Source organism: Clostridium sp. AF23-6LB (genome assembly GCF_003461085.1).
Classification (GTDB): domain Bacteria; phylum Bacillota; class Clostridia; order Lachnospirales; family Lachnospiraceae; genus Coprococcus; species Coprococcus ammoniilyticus.
In genome coordinates, this window is sequence record NZ_QTWK01000004.1 from 129,942 (window position 1) to 149,170 (window position 19,229).

The window sequence follows — 19,229 nt, forward strand, 5'->3', positions numbered from 1 at the left end:
GATTCAGGGGCAGGATAAAAAGCAAACTTTTTATCCTGCCCCTGATTACATTCTTAATCATGCTCCTTTGTCTTAATCTTATTTTGTTATCTTGACCTTCTTTACTTTACTGTATTTACCATATACTTTCCTGCCTGTAGAATCCTTCTTATATGCACGGACCCGTACATAATAGGTCTTTCCTTTTTTCAGCTTCTTTATGGTCTTCGTTCTCTTCGTTGTATTGACAACCTTCTTGCCCTTGGTGAACTTAGAATTGGTCGCGTATGTGATCTGATATCCCTTTGCTCCGGATACCTTTGAATACTTCACAACCAGATTCCTGCCATTCGTATTCGTAACCTTAAGTCCGGTTGTCTTCTTCACCTTTATCTTCGACCACTTCGCATATACGGTATAATTCTTCTTTGAGCCTTTCTTGATCGAGGTTATCTTCTTCGTATAATTACTATTTGTATACCATCCCTTGAATGCATATCCCTTCCGGGTCGGTTTCTTTAATATAACCTTCTTCGCTGATGTATAGGTCTTCGGATTCTTCTTGTTATTCTTACCCTTATTTAACTTATAAGTAATCGTATATTTTTTCTGGCTTAACTTGCTGACCTGACGTTTCTCAACCTTCTTACATACAGAGCAGGTTCTGCTTTCTTCCCCTGCATTTGAGGTAGTCGGCTTCACTGTCACTGTCCATGCAGTCCAGGTATGACCCTTTGCTGCTATACTGACATTTGTCTGCACTGTCTTTCCACAGGTATCACAAACATAATGTCCACTTCCTGCCGCCGTACAGGTTGCTTTCTTATCTGTTACCAGACGCTTTGATACATGCTTGCAGATAAGCTGTGCCAGCTCTCTTCTCTCAACCGCTCCACATACAGAACAGGTTCTTGTTTCTTCTCCTGCCGTATCATAAGTAGCAGGTGTAACAACCTTCCATTCTCCACAGGTATGTTGATCCGCAAATTCTACTATGATCTTCTGTGGTTTTGTCACATTTTTGATCGTATACTTTCCATCTGCAAATTCTATCCTTGTGCCATTTGCAGATACAAGAACACATCGACCGGCTGCAGCCTTAACTGTAAAGGAATAATCCTCGCCATAACTGATTGTTTCTCCCTCTTTCTCCGGAAGGATCGTATAATCATCCCCACCGGATGGGATTGTAACCTCATACCGGTTCGGGATCACATCTTCTGCTTTCACATCTATGATGTAGTCTTTTCCAATGTTCTTAATAGTATAGCATCTGCCATCTGTCTTAAGTGCCTCTGCCACTTCATCAGACAGTTTATAATAGTTACCATCAAATCCCCTCACCGCTTCGTATACATAGACAACCGCATGGGCATTGCTGTATCTATCTCTTGCCGATAATGTATAGTCTGAATCTTCAACTACGTCGCCACCTGTTTCTTCCAGATAGTCCTGCGCATTCTCTGTAAGTGTAACTCTGTAATACTCGATGCATCCGTCAGGTTTCGTATTTGTCGCTCTGTTCATCGAAAGCTTAAGATCCCGACCGGTTACATCCGATCCCTCTAATCTGACACCAGCGGTTTCACTCTCTGCCTTCCAGTTATTCTCATAATACTTTATGGCTGCTAACTGATATTCTGCCTCTTCTAATTTCTCAAACCGATAAGAGCCATCTTCTGCTGATGTCGTCTTTTTTGTATCACCGTTTCCTTTTAATTTAACTGTTACACCCGGTACAGGATTGCCTTCGGGATCGCGAACAGTTCCGGAGATCGCATAAGTCTCTATATTCTTTTCAAAGATTGCGGTGTAGGTCTCGCCCTCAAAAACACCGTTTACCGCAGTTGGATAGAGTCCGGTTATGGAATAGGACGGACTACCCTCCTTGCTGTCAACCCACTTCACGAAATGCCAGCCAAGATCTGCCACCGGAAGAACTCCCTTTGGTGTTCCGCTTACTGCCTTGATCGTCTCTGTCAATTCACCGGAACCGGTCTTGTCACCTACCCATTTTACTGTTCCATGCTCGCCGGCCTTGTAGGTAAATGTAACTTCTGTTTCCTTTGTTGTAATCTCTACCGTATGATTTGCTGAGATATCGGATATCGTATAATTGCCATCCTCATCCGGCTTCAGTGTCTTTCCATCCAAGCTTACCCCTTCTAATATGCATCCTGTATCCGGTGTTACTGTAAATACAACAGTCTCACCGGTCTCGGTGATAAGCTCTGTCACTTTCTTCTTATCAACGCTTGCCGATGCATAACTACCTTCCGTCAATTTAAATTCCAGAGTATACAGGTCATATGCTTCTGCATATACATCCTTATCTGTAGTTAATACATGCGTGAAATCATACAAGGTCGTATGTTCCTTATCTTCATACCAGTCGAATGTATGAATCGCATCATTCTTTCCTGTTACAGTCGGTGCCTGGGTCTCGGTAACTGCATGGTTGTAATTCGTATATCCATATCCTGCAAGATCTTTACCACCGGTCGTATAATGGAAGGTCATCTGCATAACGCTTCTGCTTGTTTCTTCCTCTGTTAAATCAAGATACGGATATCGTTCGATTTCTGCTCCGCTTATTATCTGTTTCCATACAAATAACTGCTTTCCTCCGGAAGCCTTCAGATCTTCATTGATACCATTCTGCAGTTTCCAGGCAGCCTTACCGGATTCAAAATCTTCCGCTGTCATAGCTTCATTATCAGTAAATGTCACCTTATGTCCCTTCAAATCCATGGAATATCCGTAAGCTTCCACATCAATATCTCCCACATAACAGCAGGCAGATACCACTGCATTTCCCAAATAAGATGAAACACAACCTGCAATAGGCGCTGCAAATGCATGCGGTTCATTATTCTGGAAGCTGGTTGCAACATTTGTTGTCTTTATATTCATGGAATAATTATAGCAGTCTCTTATCAGAGCATTCTCTACCCCTCCTACAATTCCTCCGGTATGGGAACCACCTTCAACATCTCCTGTATTATAACAGCCATAGATCGTACCCTTACTACATATTGCATAAGCAGCAATACCTCCGGCGCAACTGTCCGAAGCTGTAACAGCTCCTGTATTATAACAATAATAGATTCCATACTGTGACAGAGAAACCGGAACCAATTCCTCCGCTTCCGTAGAACCGCTTCCCGAATCATCTGAAGATCCGCCGGATGTATCTTCCCACCCCCCAATAGATGGATTTACGATTATTACATCACCGCCTTCTGCCACACCGGTTCCTGCTGCAATACCTCCGACATATGTTCCTGTAAGTGCTCCTTTATTATAGCAGTTAGCAACATATCCCTTGTTATCTCTTACAATACCGGCTGCCTGACCGGTTGATGTAATTGGCGCTTCATTATAACAGTTCAGGATCTTGCCCTTATTCCAATCACAAATTCCTCCCACATCTCCGCTAATGCGTCCTCCGGTATTATTGATTGCTCCACGATTGACACAGTTTTTTACAATGCCATAATTCATATCTACTATGCCAAAGCAATTTTCACGCTGTTTATCGATCCATTCTACATCTGCTGTATTCACACAGTCATCCATAATTCCATAATTCTTATATACAAAAACAGCACCGCCATGCCCACAATATTTTGTGCGCAGTCTTCCGGCTGTACAGTTCGTAACGGATCCATTATTGAACCCTGCAAATACTGCACATGCAGTTACATAAGACTTCTCTATCGTCAGATTCTTTAAAGCTCCCGATCTGCCGATATATCCGATCAGTCCGCCCTGATTATCATATCCCGGATTTTTCCGATACAAGCCCCGGATCGTCTTATGATTTCCGTCAAAAACTCCCTGATATATAATGTTATATTTCGTAAAATTAACATTATAAGATCCGAGAGATGGCCAGTTGATCACATTTGTCGTTTCATCTGTCCATACATCCCATTCACTTGTATCATTCATCTCAATATCATTGCAAAGAACGACATTCTCCGACAGATGTGCCGTAGCATCATCTCCGTTTCCATTTACATAATCAGCAAACCAGTATAACTGTCCGGCATTGCTTACTGCATAGTATCCTATGTAATTTTCGTCTAATCCAAATGCCTTACAATTCTCCGCCGTGACCTGCTCAGCCGGCTGATAGGAACCATCCACCGTTGCAAATCCATTTTCATCATAGGTCAGGCTCTTGCTGACTTCTCCACATGTACTACATTCTGCCGTATAGGTATATATGCCATCCTTTACACCGGCCAATTTCCAACCCACCTTTTCCTCATGGAAAGTGATGTGATCTCTTGGCACACCAAAGGTCTCTGTCAGGCATCTGTAAACCTCAAATGAATGTACTGTATAATACATCATCTTTAAACCTTTCCCTATCGTCTCTTTCGATGTAGTTCCATAATCTGTTAAAGTTAACTGCAAAGAATCCTTATCTGTGTGCGGAATCTCCACTATCGTTCTGTTCCACGAACCACAAAATACATTCATATTTAACTCTTTTAAAGAAAGAGGCAGCTTAATCTCACGTTGTTCTTTCAGATTTGTATTATTTTCTTTATATGTAGAAAATAAGCCTTCCGGCAAGGTATTCAAGGCACATCCGTCTTCAAATGTTATGTACTTGATTTTTGCATTTCCGCCACCATCCAATGAAGTCGCTGTAAAATCCGTCAAGCATTTTGGATATTCAAGGCTTCGCAGATTACTGATGCTAAATGCCCGGGTTCCAATGGTAGTCACGTTCTGCATATACGGCAGCTCGGTTATATATATATAACGGAACGCTTCATCTTTAATTGTCTTAACACTGTCCGGAATCCGGAGTGATGATACCTTTGAGCATCCCATGAAAGCCTGCTCTTCAATTATCTCTAACTGATCAGGAAGTTGTATATCGGTAACATTACCGCAATATGCAAATGCTGCTTTTCCAATTGATGTCACGGAATCCGGAATTGCGATCTCCTGTAATCCGTCACAATCATAAAATGCACATATACCGATCGTTGTGACTGTACCAGGAATCACAAGCTTCTCCATCTGATCCAGATTTCGGAATGCTGATTCTCCGATCGTTGTAAGTCCTTCCGCTAATTCAACATCTTTCAAAGCGTAACAGGCATAAAAAGCTTCCTTTCCTATGCTTTCAACCTTTGAGCCTTTTTCGAACCGGATCGTCTCAAGATACTGTGAATTATAAAAGCACCTCTCCGGTATCGTTTCAATGGAAGCCGGAACCGTAAATTCTTTTAAAGACTTACAACCGTAAAGTAAATATTGAACATTCTTTCCAAATGAAGTAAGCTTGCATCCTTCCTCAAATGTAATCTTCTCCAGTGACTCATCCATATAGAACATGCCATGATGGAACGAACCTGAATTGAATTCTGTAACAGATGCCGGAATCGTGATCTCCTTCAGCTTCTTCTGTTGCTGCACCAGTGCTGTTGTTAATTTCTGCATCGTACTTGGAAGATAGATATATTCATACTGGAGATTTTCTGGTGGACTATATACATTAAAATATGTCAGTCCTTCTCCAACTTCTACCTGCACGATATTGTACTTGGCAAATACGTCTGCATAACCTGAGAATACACTAAACTCACCAGCCCTGCTGCTGTTTGTATCTACGCCTCCATATGTGATCGTAGCAATATATTTTTTCACTGATGTATCTTCTGTATCCACTGCATCTGCTGTGTCTGCCGTAGCTTCCGTATCTGCTGTATTTTCTGCAGCTGCATAGATCCGCCATATATTTCCGTTGTTATCTTTTTCCTCCACCAATGGTTCACCAGTCTTCTGATAGTGATATCCGGTTTCTTCATTGGTTACTTCACCAGTATCTTCACCAGATTCTGCCCCGGCCGCGTCATCTGTCTGTGCATACGTTGTCATTGACCCATAAAGTGTTATGGGCGTCGCAACCGCAAGCATAGCAAGCATGGCGGCTGCCAGATAATGCTTTTTTCTCTTTGTTTTTAATTTACTCATATTTACCTCCCTTTCATTCATGCACGTATCCCTTATATCCCTAGTACCCCTGCATCCTGTTATACGGATGCTGTCGCATAGTTTATGATCATTTCCTTTAAACGTATCAACTCCGGCATATAATCCCTGTTATCCTCTGCGCCCCATATAAAGCCTCCCGCGTAGTAGGTACATGCTGCCATCATCGTATGTACGGTCACACGCATAAATTCATCCTCCGGTATATCCGTGCGAAGGGTATGATCTTCCTTTGCTTTCTCATACATCATATGCAATCGAGTATCAGCCGAATACACCGACGCATGAAGCCTCTCAAGCTGTTCCGGATCTACGCCCTCATGTGTGACGTAGTGATTAAAGTTATCATTGTACTGAAGCAGTTCCTTATGGTTCAGGTACATTTCAATATAACTGTCCAGCGTGAATATGAATCGTCCGACTGCCGGAATATCCTGAACCGATGAGATTGGTCTGTTCTGATCCAGCTCGTCCAGATATGCTTTCCACTGTGCCGCACAGACTGCAATTACAAGCTCTGTCTTATTCGAATAGCACCGGAATAAGGTCGCCCTGCCGATACCGACCGCCTCAGCGATCTCGCCCATACTTACCGCTTCAATCTTCTCTTCTACAAAGATGCGAAATGCAGTATTCAGAATCCGCTGTCGACGTTCATTTTCTTTTGCTTTTTGTTTCTCTGATTTGTTCATTACCGTGTTCCTTTTTGATACGTACTGTATCATTTATTTTATAAGAAATAATATGTAATGTCAATGCGCATAAACACATCTTATATATAAGTCAAGGATTTTTTCCTGACCTCAAAAAAATCAGGCAGCCCTGCTTTGTGGGCTGCCTGTCTCTATTTAATCTCCAGATATTTCTTAAGCTTTGGTTTTTTCTTTTTATAGTATTCCTGCAGCTTCTCCACCAACAGGGTGAGGTAGCGGAACAGGGATTCTGCCGCGAATCCGAATACCACCATAAGCAGTACGCAGATATTTGACAGATCGGTCAATGCAAATAACTTCTTCAGGAAAAATCCTGAGAATATAAATCCAATGATGTTCAGTCCGATCACACCATATTTCATCTTGTTTAACGGCTCACTGATCTTAAACAGGATCATAAAGCCAACAACGCAAAGCACCATTGTTGCGATCGTACCGATGCTTTCTTCCGGCAGGGCAAATACCTCACCGCAAATCACTAACGCGCCAACCGCAATTACGTCAGTAAGGCCACCCGGAAATGCTTTGAACATGACATTTGTAAGGAAATGTCCTTTGATCCGGTCTCTGTTCGGTTCGAGTGCCAACAGAAATCCGGGAGCACCGATCGTAAACATACTGACCAATGAGATCTGCGCCGGTTCCAGCGGATAGGTGATCATAAAGATAACCGAGAACAGTGACATCAACAGTGAGAATATATTTTTAACAAGGAACAAGCTGGCGGAGCGCTGTACATTATTTACAACCCGTCGTCCTTCGTATACCACATCCGGCATATGTGCAAAATCGGAATCCAGCAAAACGACCTGTGCTGCCTGTGTGGCAGCTTCACTACCGGACGCCATCGCCACGCTGCAGTCCGCATCCTTCATTGCAAGGATATCATTGACACCATCACCTGTCATCGCCACGGTATGCCCCTGCTTTTTAAGTGCCTGCACAAGCTTCTGCTTCTGCTTCGGTGTCACACGACCAAATACCGTATATTCCCGTACGGCTTTTTTTATCTTCGCATCCGTATCAAGTGTCGTTGCATCCACATAACTTTCTGCGTTATCAATACCCGCCTGAACTGCGATCTGGGATACCGTCTTTGGGTTATCACCGGATATAACCTTGATCGCTACATCCTGACTCTTAAAGTAGGCAAAGGTTTTTACCGCATTTTCACGGATCGGATTTGCCAGTGCCACAAAGCCAAGCGGTGTTACCCTGTCAGATAATCCGTTTGCAATACTGCTTCCTTCATATCTTCCAAATAACAGCACACGATCTCCCTTTTCGGCATAAGGAAGGATCTCTTTCTCGATTGACGCATAATCATCCCGCATGATGAATTCCGGTGCGCCAAGCAGATAGATTCCATCCGAAAATGTAATACTACCGTATTTCAAACTGGATGAAAATGCCAGACGGTCAAGCGGTACTCTGTGTTTTCCGACACTACCGTCTGCCTCATCGGCATATTTCTTCAATGCCTCCATCGTAGCGTTATTATCCTGTGACGCTGCTGTATAATCGATCAGCAGCCCCTTTAATTCATCTGTCGTCTTTAACGGATTCCGGCTGTTCTTACTTAAGAATACATCCTTGATACTCATAACTGGTTCTGTGATCGTTCCGGTCTTATCCACGCACAGCACATCGACACGCGCCAGTGTCTCGATGCTTTTCATATCGTGCAGCAGGACTTTTCGTTTTGCCAGATTCATCGTACTGAGTGCCAGTGCAATCGTAGTAAGAAGATATAAGCCCTCCGGGATCATACCAAGGATAGCTGCAACCGTTGAGGTTACACTCTTCCGGATCGAGTCATCATTTACGAAATGACTCTGCCAGAACAGGATGAGCCCGATCGGAATAATAATGATACCAACCCATTTTACAATCAGATTGATCGACCGGATCATCTCGGACTGTTCACCGCTTCCCATGGTCTTTGCTTCCATGCTGAGTTTTGAGATATAAGATTCATTTCCAACCTTTTCGAGTCTGGCATAGCATTCACCGGACACCACAAAGCTGCCGGACAACAGGGAACTGCCGCTCGTCTTTTCTACCTCGTCCGCTTCACCGGTAAGGAGGGATTCATTTACCTGAATGCTGCCATCGATAACAACCGCATCTGCACAGATCTGCTTTCCGGCTGTCAGTAAAATGACATCATCCTTTACCAATTCTTCCGAACGGATCTGCTGCAAAACACCGTCTCTGACTACATCTGCATGAGGTGCATTTAAGAAATTCATTTTTTCCAGTGTCTTCTTCGCACGCAGCTCCTGTATGATACCGATCAATGTATTACCTATGATGATCGGTAGAAAGGTCAGGTTCCGAAAGGAACCAACAAGGATCAATAATACTGTGATAATAAGAAATATTAAGTTAAAGTATGTAAGTGTATTCGACAGAATGATCTCTTTCGTCGTTTTATCCGTCGATATATCGGTCTGATTCGTCAGCCCTTTTTCGATTCGTTTCTTTACTTCGTTTTCTGTCAGTCCCCGGATCGAAGGATTGATCTGATTTGCATTTGTATCGTCCATAAGATTTCCTCTCTGGTCTGTGTTCTTAAAACTTTTACACCATTCTACTACATTCTTATGGAAAGAAAACGAAAATAAATGTTAAATTTTGTTAATTCTTTATTCGTCTTTATTCAGGTGATAACCAGCCCCCCATTTTCTTTCTATCCGTTCATTGAACCAAACTTCAGTTTCTTTCTTGTAATCAGATATGCTATTACTCCACACAGAATTCCAACCAGAATGCCACCTAAGATATCGGTCGGGTAATGCACATACAGGTATAGTCTGGAAAATGCGATCAGCACCGCAAGCACCAGTGCCGGATACCGGTATTTCTCTTTTGCAAAAAACAATGCAGTTACTGCTGCAAAGGAAGCTGCCGTATGACCGGATGGGAATGAATAATCTGTCGGCTTCTTCACTAACAGGGAAATCCCTGTATTTACATCAAAGGGTCTTGTCCTTGCTACCGCATTCTTCAATATTCCATTACAAAGTATAACATCAAATACCAGTGCAAGTGCCATCAGAATCCCTGTTTTTCTGTGCTTCTTACTGATCAACAGCACGACCGTAAGTGCAATCCAGATAATCCCTGCATTTCCAAGTGTTGATACAAATGGCATCCCTACATCAAGAAATGCATTTCTCATATGTTCCTGTATAAAATCCAAAATCGTTAACTCCATCTGATTCACCTTTTGTCCTCCTGCCTGTATGTAAATCACACACTGTTTCTACCGGTCTGCTCTGTTGCTTCACTTATGCAAGTGATTTGGTATATCTTTCAGATAAGTATCACTTATTTATTTTCCCCGGAGGATCTTCACACCACGAACAATCATGAATACACCTACGATCAACAATGCCGCCGACATTACAGTTGAGAACAATGAACTCATAACAGCCATAAGGCTTGCTGTCTGAATAAGCATGACAATAAAACTAAGCACGATAATGCTGTTTGCCAATATAAAACAACCTCCGACCACAATACATATGACTCCGGCATAAATATTTGCACCTTTTTGAACTACAGAACCAACCTTTCTTGCCTTCTCCCGCTGTGCAGAATCCATACCCATGCCGTTCATCATCTGGTCAAATTCCGGTGACAGTCCGCTTCCATATCCTGCAGCATCATCATTTACCTGACTGGTATAGACCTTATTTTCCGCACTTCCTGAATATGGTGTGCCTGGAGTTCCCTGCTGCCATTGTGAATCCTGTCTGGTATCTGTGACCCATGGTGATGTTTTCTCGCTATTTTCTATTATTATGTCTGCGGGTTGGCTGCCATACACACCATATGGGCCGTTATATCCGGACTGACTGTTGTATCCGGACTGACTATTATATTCGCCATATTGACTGTTATATCCGGAAGTCTGAACGACATCATCGCTCTCTCCTTTTATAAAGTTACGAATTCCCTGTATCAGAAGCAGCACTCCTATACCACCGAAAAACAAAAGGAAAAGTCTCATAATGCCTAACCCTTTTGCCAAAAGACCTACAAAGCCAAAACTCATGAATACCAAAGTTCCCAGAATGCAACCCAGTAATTGTTTGACCCGATTGGATACACTTTCCATCGAATTAATAAACAATACGATTCCTGTCAATGCAAATATCAATCCGAATCCAAGTACGATCCCCCATGTTAAGATTCCTCCCTGACCATACAGGTTTGTTATGCCCCAGACTCCGAGGGCAAGCATCATCACACCAAAGCAAAAGAAAACAAATGCTCCTATTTTTGCTCCTTTTTGTTCCTGCATAAAACCACCTCCGTTTATAGAGTATCACAGAACTGTGGCTTTTTGCACTCCTCCATGTATATTTTTTCGATTTTGTCACCAAATGCCTTCGATGAAAATGCTTCCGATGATACTTCTGTTCCTATAAAGCAAAAAAATCCCCCGCACTTGTCTCCTGTAGTTCTTCGGGCTACAGGCAAATGCGGGGAACCTTTTCTTTATTTGTTGATTTATTCACTCTAATAAGTATGTTTCTTTGACTTTGGTGCTGCAGCTTCAACCTCCTGTGCATTATGATTAGCTGTTGCACATACCTTCTGAACTGCTTTCTTTTTCTTCAATGGATGCTTTGGATTCTTATCCATGATCTACACTCCCTTTCTTATATCTGTATACATATACATAAGGGGTCATGTTTTTTATTCGCACGGCTCGATATCAACACATTTTATTCGATGGCAATGAAGTTCTCCTTTTCGATTGCTTCCGGTGCTTTCTTTGGAAGGGTCAGACGAAGAATACCACTTTCATATTTTGCATGTATATCCTTCTGGCTGATACCGTCACCAACATAGAAACTTCTGCTCATGCTGCCGGCATAACGTTCACGTCTGATATACTTACCGGTCTTCTTATCTTTCTCATCCTTATCCAGACCTTTTGCAGCGGAAATGGTGATGTAGCCATCTTCCAGTTTGACATTTACTTCATCCTTCTTAAATCCAGGAAGATCAATGTCTACTTCATAGCTGTCATCTGTTTCACGGACATCCGTCTTCATCATGTTCTTAGCATGTTTGCCATACAATGGGCTTTTCTCCGGAAACATTTCCTTTTCAAATTCCTTACCGAATGGGAAATCATCCATCCAATCATCAAATAAACTTTCTCCAAAAATACTAGGTCTTAACATAAGTCATTACTCCTTTCAATTTCAAACCAGTGTCGGAAATCTCAGCTCTTATGGAACCTTGAGGCACTTAGACTTTTGTATGTTTAGCACTGTCAGAGAAACCTGAGGTGTCGAATTTGTATGTTATAAGTTCCGGGATTTTTTCTTTTATCTTCTTTCTTAATCCCTTTCCTTATCTTTAGCTATGTTATAGCACCATTTATTAGCACTGTCAAGAGGCGAGTGCTAATTTTATGTGAAGATTTTGTGAACTATCTGATTTCTATTTCTACACTTAAAAGAAAAAGCCAGACCGGCACTCACCGGTCTGGCTCTTTCTTCTATATAATTATAGGTTATCTGTAATTTACTCTACATCCTGTAAAGCTGCAAAGTCTTCCTCACCGGTACGAACCTTAACAACCTTATCAACACTGTATACGAAGATCTTACCATCACCGATATGTCCGGTATACAGAGCCTTCTTAGCAGCTTCAATAACTGCACTGACAGGAATCTTGCTGACTACGACTTCTACCTTAACCTTTGGAAGAAGGGTTGCATCTAATTCAACACCACGGTACATCTCGCCGGCACCCTTCTGGATACCACAGCCCATAACCTGATTCATTGTCATACCAGTTACACCAAGATCATTCAATGCCTTCTTCAAAATCTCAAACCGTGCAAGCTTTGCAATGATAACTACCTTGTAGATACCACTTGGAGATGCTGTAACAGGAGCTTCCGCAACCTTAACTGCTGCATTCTTTAATGTATCCGAAGCCTTATCATAATCAGCTACACCAAGATCTGTGTTTTCATTTACATCCATTGTCATTGTATTTGATACATCAACGATACTGAAGCCAGCATATGCAGATGGAAGACCATGCTCGCATGAATCCAGACCAACAATTTCCTCTTCCTCTGATACACGAAGGCCGAAGATCTTCTTAATAAGAAGGAATGCAATTGTAATCGTAACTGCTGTCCAGAGGATGGTCGCGCCCATACCTACGAACTGAATACCGAGCTGCTTGAAACCACCGCCATAGAATAAACCTTTGGCTGCAATCTGGTTTGCACCATATGTTACGCCATCACCGATACCTCTTGCAAATGCAGGAGCTGTATCTGTAGCGAAAAGACCAACTGCGATTGTTCCCCAGATACCATTTAAGCAGTGAACTGCAACAGCACCTACAGGATCATCAATATGTAATTTGTAATCTAAGAGCCATACACCGAATACAACCAATACACCGGCAACAGCACCGATCACGATAGCACCGAAAGCATCACAGACATCACAAGGAGCTGTAATTGCTACCAGACCTGCAAGAGATGCATTCAGACACATTGAAACATCAGGCTTACCATATTTTACCCAGGTAATGATCATTGCTACAACTGTTGCAACAGCAGGAGCAATTGTTGTTGTTACAAATATTGAACCAAGTTCTGAAACGGTTGTTGCCGCTGCACCATTGAATCCATACCAGCCAAGCCAGAGGATAAATACACCGAGACAACCGATCGGAAGGTTATGTCCAGGGAATGCATTTACTTTTTCAACCTTACCATCCTTGCCCTTTACAAACTTACCGATACGAGGTCCAAGGATTGCTGCACCGATCAATGCACAGATACCACCAACCATATGAATACAGTTAGAACCGGCAAAATCATGGAAGCCCATCTGAGCCAACCAGCCGCCGCCCCATGTCCAGTGTGCCTCAATCGGATAAATAACTGCTGAGATAATTGCTGAATATACACAATAAGAAATGAATTTTGTACGTTCTGCCATCGCACCGGATACGATTGTCGCTGTTGTTGCACAGAACACTAAGTTAAATACGAAGTTGGACCAGTCAAAATTTGCATAATCAGTAAATATGTCAAATCCCGGTTTACCGATCAAACCAACCATGTCTTCACCAAGTAAGAGTCCAAAACCAAGAAGGATAAATACAACTGTACCAATACAGAAGTCCATCAGGTTTTTCATCAGAATGTTTCCGGCATTCTTTGCTCTGGTAAATCCTGTCTCTACCATCGCAAATCCTGCCTGCATCCAGAATACCAATGCCGCTCCGATCAGGAACCAGACACCGTACACTTCACCAGAAATTGCATCTAAAATTTCACTTGTCATAGTTCTTACCTCCTAAAACTCAAAAATGCGATACATGGAGACTTATCCTTAACAGACGCCCCATTGCATCGCATTTTACTTCATTTTTCCCCTCATCCGGTCCGCGCGTATAGCCGGATATCAGGTTTTTCTTTGTCCTGTACCGGGGAACTTATGCCTCCCGATAAAAGAAAAAGGCACTACGAATATTTCGTAGCGCCTTTGCTATGTCCATGAGTATAGCACCGGGGATTACTCATGTCAACGATAAATTTATATTTTTTTTAGAGATTATTAACCATGCCTTTTCCAACTGATCATCACAGTTTATAGTTTCGCATTCTATACAAGTATTTATCTACTTTCTCTTCATCTGTGGGATCAGTATAAAGCTGCAATACAGGATTGCTATAACTGCCATGATCCCCCCTGCAAATCCGATATACCCCATCGATGCATGTGTACATACCAGTCCACCGATCCAGGTGCCACATCCAATTCCCAGATTATAGATTCCTGAGAACATCGACATGGCAACAGCGGAGGCTTCCTCCGGAACCGCTTTGATTGTCTCTGACTGGAAAGTAACGTTAAATGCCGTTACAGCCATACCCCACAGCATACAGATCAATATCATTGTCCACGTAAATTTCGATGCCGGTTTCAGGCAAAGCATGACAACAGCAATCAGTGTGATCGATGCACGGATAAAATGATATCTGTGTTTGTCATATACACAGGAGAACAGAAAACTTCCAAGAATTCCGGCCGCTCCAAACAACATTAAAGTTATAGTAACAAGATTATCCTTAAACATTGCAACCTGCTTCAAAAACGGCTCAATATAGCTGTAGCCTGTATAGTATGCACCCGCAACTAAGAACGACATTAATATGATCCCAAGCATAACCGGGTTCTTCAATATCACCGGCAGTTCTTTCATTTTAAAGGATGTACCGCCTTCAACCTTCGGAAATACAAATGCCATATAGATAAGAACAAGAAATGCAACAACCGCAACACAGAAAAATGTCATTCTCCATCCTACATATAAACCAACAATCCTTCCAAGCGGAAGCCCAAATATCATCGCAATGGATGTACCGGTTACTACCATACTCATCGCAAACGACCGGAACTTCTCCGGCACGATCTTAACTGCTGCCGGTGATGCGATCGACCAGAAGACCGCATGTGCACAGGCAACTATGATCCTTGCCGCCATCAGCATCGCATATCCGGTTGCAACCGCTGATAATATCTGACCGATTCCAAATAATGCAATCGTTCCCAGCAACAGTTTTCGGAAGCTGATCCTTGATGCAAGCAGCATGAGTGGCAGTGATAGCAGCATAACCGCCCACGAATATGCTGAAATCAGCATCCCCGCTTTTGCCTCCGTGATCCGAAAATCATCTGCGATATCGGTCAGAAGTCCGATTGGCATGAATTCCGATGTATTAAATATAAATGCCGCTACCGTCATTCCGATGAGCGGCAGCCATTCCCTGATAGTTAATTTCTGATTCATTCTGCAATTATATCCTTTCCTGTAAATTCCTGTATTTTTCTATTTATACATTTACTGTTTTGCAACGCAGTCCGCTAATATATATTCTGTACCATGCAACGCAGTCTGTTAATATGCCTCCGTATTATGCAACACATTTATATGAAACCGATCTTGTATTATATGGTATTTTTTCCTATGAACCGCATCTGATATTATCCGGCATTTTTATTTTTATAGTAATTTTATTATCGGATTCCCAACTCCGCAAGTCAAAAAAATAGTCTTCTTCTTGTAATTTTTGCTGTTTTTACCGCTGTTTTTTCACGAAATTAAGCAAATTCTGTTGCATTAGCGTAGAAAAGTATGTATTATATTAAAATGTTGTGTTATTTTTATAAATATTTGATTTTTTCATAATATAATTCTTTATTTTATTCATATAATTTATCAGAATAACACATCACCACAATACAAAAATGAAAAGGAGAAAATCATGTGGGCAACTGTAAATGAAATCTTAACAAAAATCGATGATTTTGTGTGGGGTCCTCCACTTATGGTCCTTATTATGGTCGGTGGAATTCTTCTCACAATCCGGATGGGCGTTCTTCAGATCCGCAAACTGCCATTAGCACTCAAATGGATGATCAAAAACGAAGAAGAAGGCGAAGGCGAGGTTACTTCCTTTGGTGCACTGTGTACTGCTCTTTCCGCTACGATTGGAACCGGTAATATCGTTGGTGTAGCAACTGCGATCGGAGCCGGTGGACCGGGAGCATTATTCTGGATGGTACTTGCTGCATTCTTCGGAATGGCAACCAAATACGCAGAAGGTCTTCTGGCTGTCAAATATCGTGTCGTTGACAAGGACAACCATGCACTTGGCGGACCATTCTACTATATCGAAAAAGGTATGGGTTCAAAATGGAAATGGCTTGCAAAAATATTTGCTTTCTTTGGTATCTGTGTAGGTCTGTTCGGTATCGGAACCTTCTCTCAGGTAAATGGTATTTCTTCCGCTGTTAATTCATTCTTTGATCCTGACATGCAGTGGACGGTTAATATTCCAGGAATCGGTACTTATTCATGGACCGTTGTTATCGCTTCCCTGATCTTAAGTGTATGTGTTGCACTCGTTCTGATTGGCGGACTGAAGCGTATCGCAAGCGTATCCCAGATCATCGTTCCATTTATGGCTGTTATCTATGTTGTTATATGTGTGATGTTACTGATCTGCAACATCACTAAAATTCCTGAGGCTGTTGTTATCATTGTAAAGAGCGCTTTCAAGCCTTCTGCTGTTGCGGGTGGTATCGCCGGTTCATTTATCGTTGCTATGCAGAAAGGTGTCGCGCGTGGTATCTTCTCAAATGAAGCCGGTCTTGGTTCTGCTCCTATCGCAGCAGCCGCTGCCCAGACAAAGGAACCGGTTCGTCAGGGACTTGTATCCATGACCGGTACTTTCATCGATACTATCATTATCTGTACAATGACAGGTCTTTCCATTGTTCTTACCGGTGCATGGAAAGTGGAAGGTTTACAGGGTGTTCAGGTTACCACATATGCTTTTAACGAGGGACTTCCGATTCCTGCAACGATATCAAGCTTCCTGTTAATGCTCTGTCTGGTATTCTTTGCATTTACGACGATCCTTGGATGGGATTATTATTCTGAGCGTTGTCTGGAATACTTATCCGGCGGCAAAAAGAAATCCATCATGATCTACAGATGGTTATACATTCTTGCTGTATTTATCGGACCTTACATGACAGTTTCTGCTGTATGGACGATCGCCGATATCTTCAACGGACTGATGGCTATTCCTAATATGATCGCCATCTTTGCTTTAAGCGGTGTGGTTGCAAGGGAAACGCGTGATTTCTTCAGCCGTCATAATAAGCAGCCTTTTGAATAAATTGTTAAAATAAAATAGAGGACCCTGAGATCTAATTCACATATTATTACGCAAGACACTTTCGTTCTATCTTCATGTAGCGGTACTAGGCTCCTGCTTTCGCAGATCGCTAAGGACCGACATTCAGATAGGCTTGCTTCATAATAGTGAATATATATCTCAGGGTCCTCTATTTTATTTTTCTGCACTATACTAATTCTTTCCCCCCGCTTCATATAGTTAATGGGTATCAAGTCACTTTGCAACACTTCATACCACATCTTATTTTATTTTTTGGGGTATCTGCTTTTATTTTAATAATCTATACCCTTATCTCTACCTTACTTTCGGGTATTATAGCCCATAGTAAGCATCCATACCCTGAAATCATTTTATTTATGGGTATAAAATCATTTTATTTTACACTATACCCATCTTCTTAATAATTTCCGGGTATCAGATTAATCTCATAACATTTATACCCGTATATGCGTTCAGGCCAATGACAATTCCGGGTATCAGGTTAATCTCATAACATTTATACCCATATATGCGTTCAGTTCAATGACGATTCCGGGTATCACATTCATCTTCCGCATATTAAGCTATCCAAACGTTTTTTTGTATCAATGCTACCTCTCCGCAACAAAATTCCTTACATGGTCAAGGACGATCTGCATCAGGCGGGTACGGGCTTCGGTGCTTGCCCAGGCGATATGTGGCGTGATGAGCAGCTTATGGCTGTCCTTTATAGCAAGCAGCGGATTGTCCGGCTGTATCGGTTCCGTCCGAAGGACATCTAAACCTGCGGCTGCGATCGTGCCCTGCTTCAAGGCTTCTGCAAGATCTTCTTCTACTACGATCGGTCCACGTCCAAGGTTCAGGAAAATCGCATCCTTTTTCATCTTTACAAATGCCGCTTTATCCATCAGATTCCCGGTATATTCATTTAATGGCGCATGAACCGATATGACATCAGAAGTCCGAAGAAGTGTATCCAGATCAACCTGCTCATAACCCTCCTGTGACGGTCTGCCAGATGCTGAATAATAGATCACATGGGCACCAAATGCCTTTGCTATATCTGCTACCTTCCTTCCGATCGCTCCAAGTCCGATGATGCCCCATGTCTTTCCGGCAAGCTCTGTAAACGGCTCGCCAAACCAGGTAAATACATCATTTTTCTGGTAAGAGCCATTCTTTACATAATCATCATAATACCGAAGTTTTTCAAGCAGATAAAAAAGCATGGCAAATGTATGCTGTGCAACGATCGTAGTGGAATATCCGGCTGCATTTCTCCATTCAATTCCCCGTTTATCCAGATAGTTCTTATCCAGATTGTTTGTTCCGGTTGCCGCTACACAAACCAGCTTCAGATTCTGAGCCGTTCCAACCGTCTGCTCATTTACCGGGACTTTATTCACAATGATAACATCTGCATCCTTCGCCCGCTCCGGAACTTCTTCCGGCTGTGACATCTCATATGTTACAACTTCTCCCAAAGCCTCAAAGCCCGTCAAGTCAATGTCTTCTCCTATCGTCTTACGATCTAAAAATACTATCTTCATATTTATTTTTAATCCTTTCATCTATTTTTGTTATCCGACATTCCATTCGCCTGCGTCTGCTGTCAGGGTGGATAGAAAACATAAAGTGTAATTTCCGTTATGATGCCTGCACCAGCTGCCGGCACAAAGCCCTTGTCTGAACCCGTAAGGGTAAGTTAGGGCGGCTGACGGCAAATAGGCGTGCGGGCAGAATAGGAAATGAAACGTGTTTTCTATCC

11 protein-coding genes are annotated in these 19,229 nt (G+C 42.3%); 1 reads left to right on the plus strand and 10 read right to left on the minus strand.

The features are described from left to right. Positions 1 to 78: 78 nt before the first annotated feature. From DWY07_RS10120 to DWY07_RS10155, 9 genes are all read right to left on the minus strand, one after another. Entirely contained in the window at positions 79 to 5,979 is a 5,901-nt protein-coding gene (locus DWY07_RS10120; RefSeq protein ID WP_181983908.1) for a leucine-rich repeat protein, read from the minus strand. Between the two features lie 59 nt (positions 5,980 to 6,038). After that, positions 6,039 to 6,689 carry a TetR/AcrR family transcriptional regulator gene (locus tag DWY07_RS10125; protein ID WP_242997336.1) on the minus strand — a complete coding sequence of 217 codons (651 nt, stop codon included), beginning with the start codon at positions 6,687 to 6,689 and terminating at the stop codon, positions 6,039 to 6,041. Between the two features lie 152 nt (positions 6,690 to 6,841). After that, positions 6,842 to 9,259 (minus strand): HAD-IC family P-type ATPase, encoded by a 2,418-nt coding sequence (locus DWY07_RS10130; RefSeq protein ID WP_117822965.1) that lies wholly within the window; start codon positions 9,257 to 9,259, stop codon positions 6,842 to 6,844. A gap of 143 nt (positions 9,260 to 9,402) precedes the next feature. After that, entirely contained in the window at positions 9,403 to 9,930 is a 528-nt protein-coding gene (locus tag DWY07_RS10135) for a phosphatase PAP2 family protein (RefSeq protein WP_117823230.1), read from the minus strand. Positions 9,931 to 10,047: 117 nt separating this feature from the next. Further along, positions 10,048 to 11,022 (minus strand): hypothetical protein, encoded by a 975-nt coding sequence (locus tag DWY07_RS10140; RefSeq protein ID WP_117822967.1) that lies wholly within the window; start codon positions 11,020 to 11,022, stop codon positions 10,048 to 10,050. Positions 11,023 to 11,240: 218 nt separating this feature from the next. Next, entirely contained in the window at positions 11,241 to 11,366 is a 126-nt protein-coding gene (locus DWY07_RS13525; RefSeq protein ID WP_021943566.1) for a hypothetical protein, read from the minus strand. 83 nt (positions 11,367 to 11,449) lie between these two features. Further along, positions 11,450 to 11,914 (minus strand): Hsp20/alpha crystallin family protein, encoded by a 465-nt coding sequence (locus tag DWY07_RS10145; RefSeq protein WP_117822969.1) that lies wholly within the window; start codon positions 11,912 to 11,914, stop codon positions 11,450 to 11,452. A gap of 346 nt (positions 11,915 to 12,260) precedes the next feature. Next, positions 12,261 to 14,054 (minus strand): ammonium transporter, encoded by a 1,794-nt coding sequence (locus DWY07_RS10150; RefSeq protein ID WP_021943564.1) that lies wholly within the window; start codon positions 14,052 to 14,054, stop codon positions 12,261 to 12,263. A 337-nt stretch (positions 14,055 to 14,391) separates the two neighbouring features. Beyond that, entirely contained in the window at positions 14,392 to 15,564 is a 1,173-nt protein-coding gene (locus DWY07_RS10155) for a sugar transporter (RefSeq protein WP_117822971.1), read from the minus strand. A 475-nt stretch (positions 15,565 to 16,039) separates the two neighbouring features. Here DWY07_RS10155 and DWY07_RS10160 point away from each other — a divergent pair, with 475 nt between their 5' ends. Next, complete coding sequence (locus DWY07_RS10160; RefSeq protein WP_117822973.1) at positions 16,040 to 17,461, plus strand: alanine/glycine:cation symporter family protein; 1,422 nt, start codon at positions 16,040 to 16,042, stop codon at positions 17,459 to 17,461. A 611-nt stretch (positions 17,462 to 18,072) separates the two neighbouring features. On the opposite strand, the gene DWY07_RS10165 is transcribed toward DWY07_RS10160, so the two are convergent. Continuing rightward, positions 18,073 to 19,011 carry a D-2-hydroxyacid dehydrogenase gene (locus DWY07_RS10165; protein ID WP_117823232.1) on the minus strand — a complete coding sequence of 313 codons (939 nt, stop codon included), beginning with the start codon at positions 19,009 to 19,011 and terminating at the stop codon, positions 18,073 to 18,075. Positions 19,012 to 19,229 lie beyond the last annotated feature (218 nt).

Coding starts and splice junctions, on each gene's coding strand:
- DWY07_RS10130 (WP_117822965.1), bottom strand. CDS start 9,259: ATGGACGATACAAATGCAAATCAGATCAATCCTTCGATCCGGGGACTG.
- DWY07_RS10145 (WP_117822969.1), bottom strand. CDS start 11,914: ATGTTAAGACCTAGTATTTTTGGAGAAAGTTTATTTGATGATTGGATG.
- DWY07_RS10135 (WP_117823230.1), bottom strand. CDS start 9,930: ATGGAGTTAACGATTTTGGATTTTATACAGGAACATATGAGAAATGCA.
- DWY07_RS10125 (WP_242997336.1), bottom strand. CDS start 6,689: ATGAACAAATCAGAGAAACAAAAAGCAAAAGAAAATGAACGTCGACAG.
- DWY07_RS10120 (WP_181983908.1), bottom strand. CDS start 5,979: ATGAGTAAATTAAAAACAAAGAGAAAAAAGCATTATCTGGCAGCCGCC.
- DWY07_RS10140 (WP_117822967.1), bottom strand. CDS start 11,022: ATGCAGGAACAAAAAGGAGCAAAAATAGGAGCATTTGTTTTCTTTTGC.
- DWY07_RS13525 (WP_021943566.1), bottom strand. CDS start 11,366: ATGGATAAGAATCCAAAGCATCCATTGAAGAAAAAGAAAGCAGTTCAG.
- DWY07_RS10160 (WP_117822973.1), top strand. CDS start 16,040: ATGTGGGCAACTGTAAATGAAATCTTAACAAAAATCGATGATTTTGTG.
- DWY07_RS10150 (WP_021943564.1), bottom strand. CDS start 14,054: ATGACAAGTGAAATTTTAGATGCAATTTCTGGTGAAGTGTACGGTGTC.
- DWY07_RS10165 (WP_117823232.1), bottom strand. CDS start 19,011: ATGAAGATAGTATTTTTAGATCGTAAGACGATAGGAGAAGACATTGAC.
- DWY07_RS10155 (WP_117822971.1), bottom strand. CDS start 15,564: ATGAATCAGAAATTAACTATCAGGGAATGGCTGCCGCTCATCGGAATG.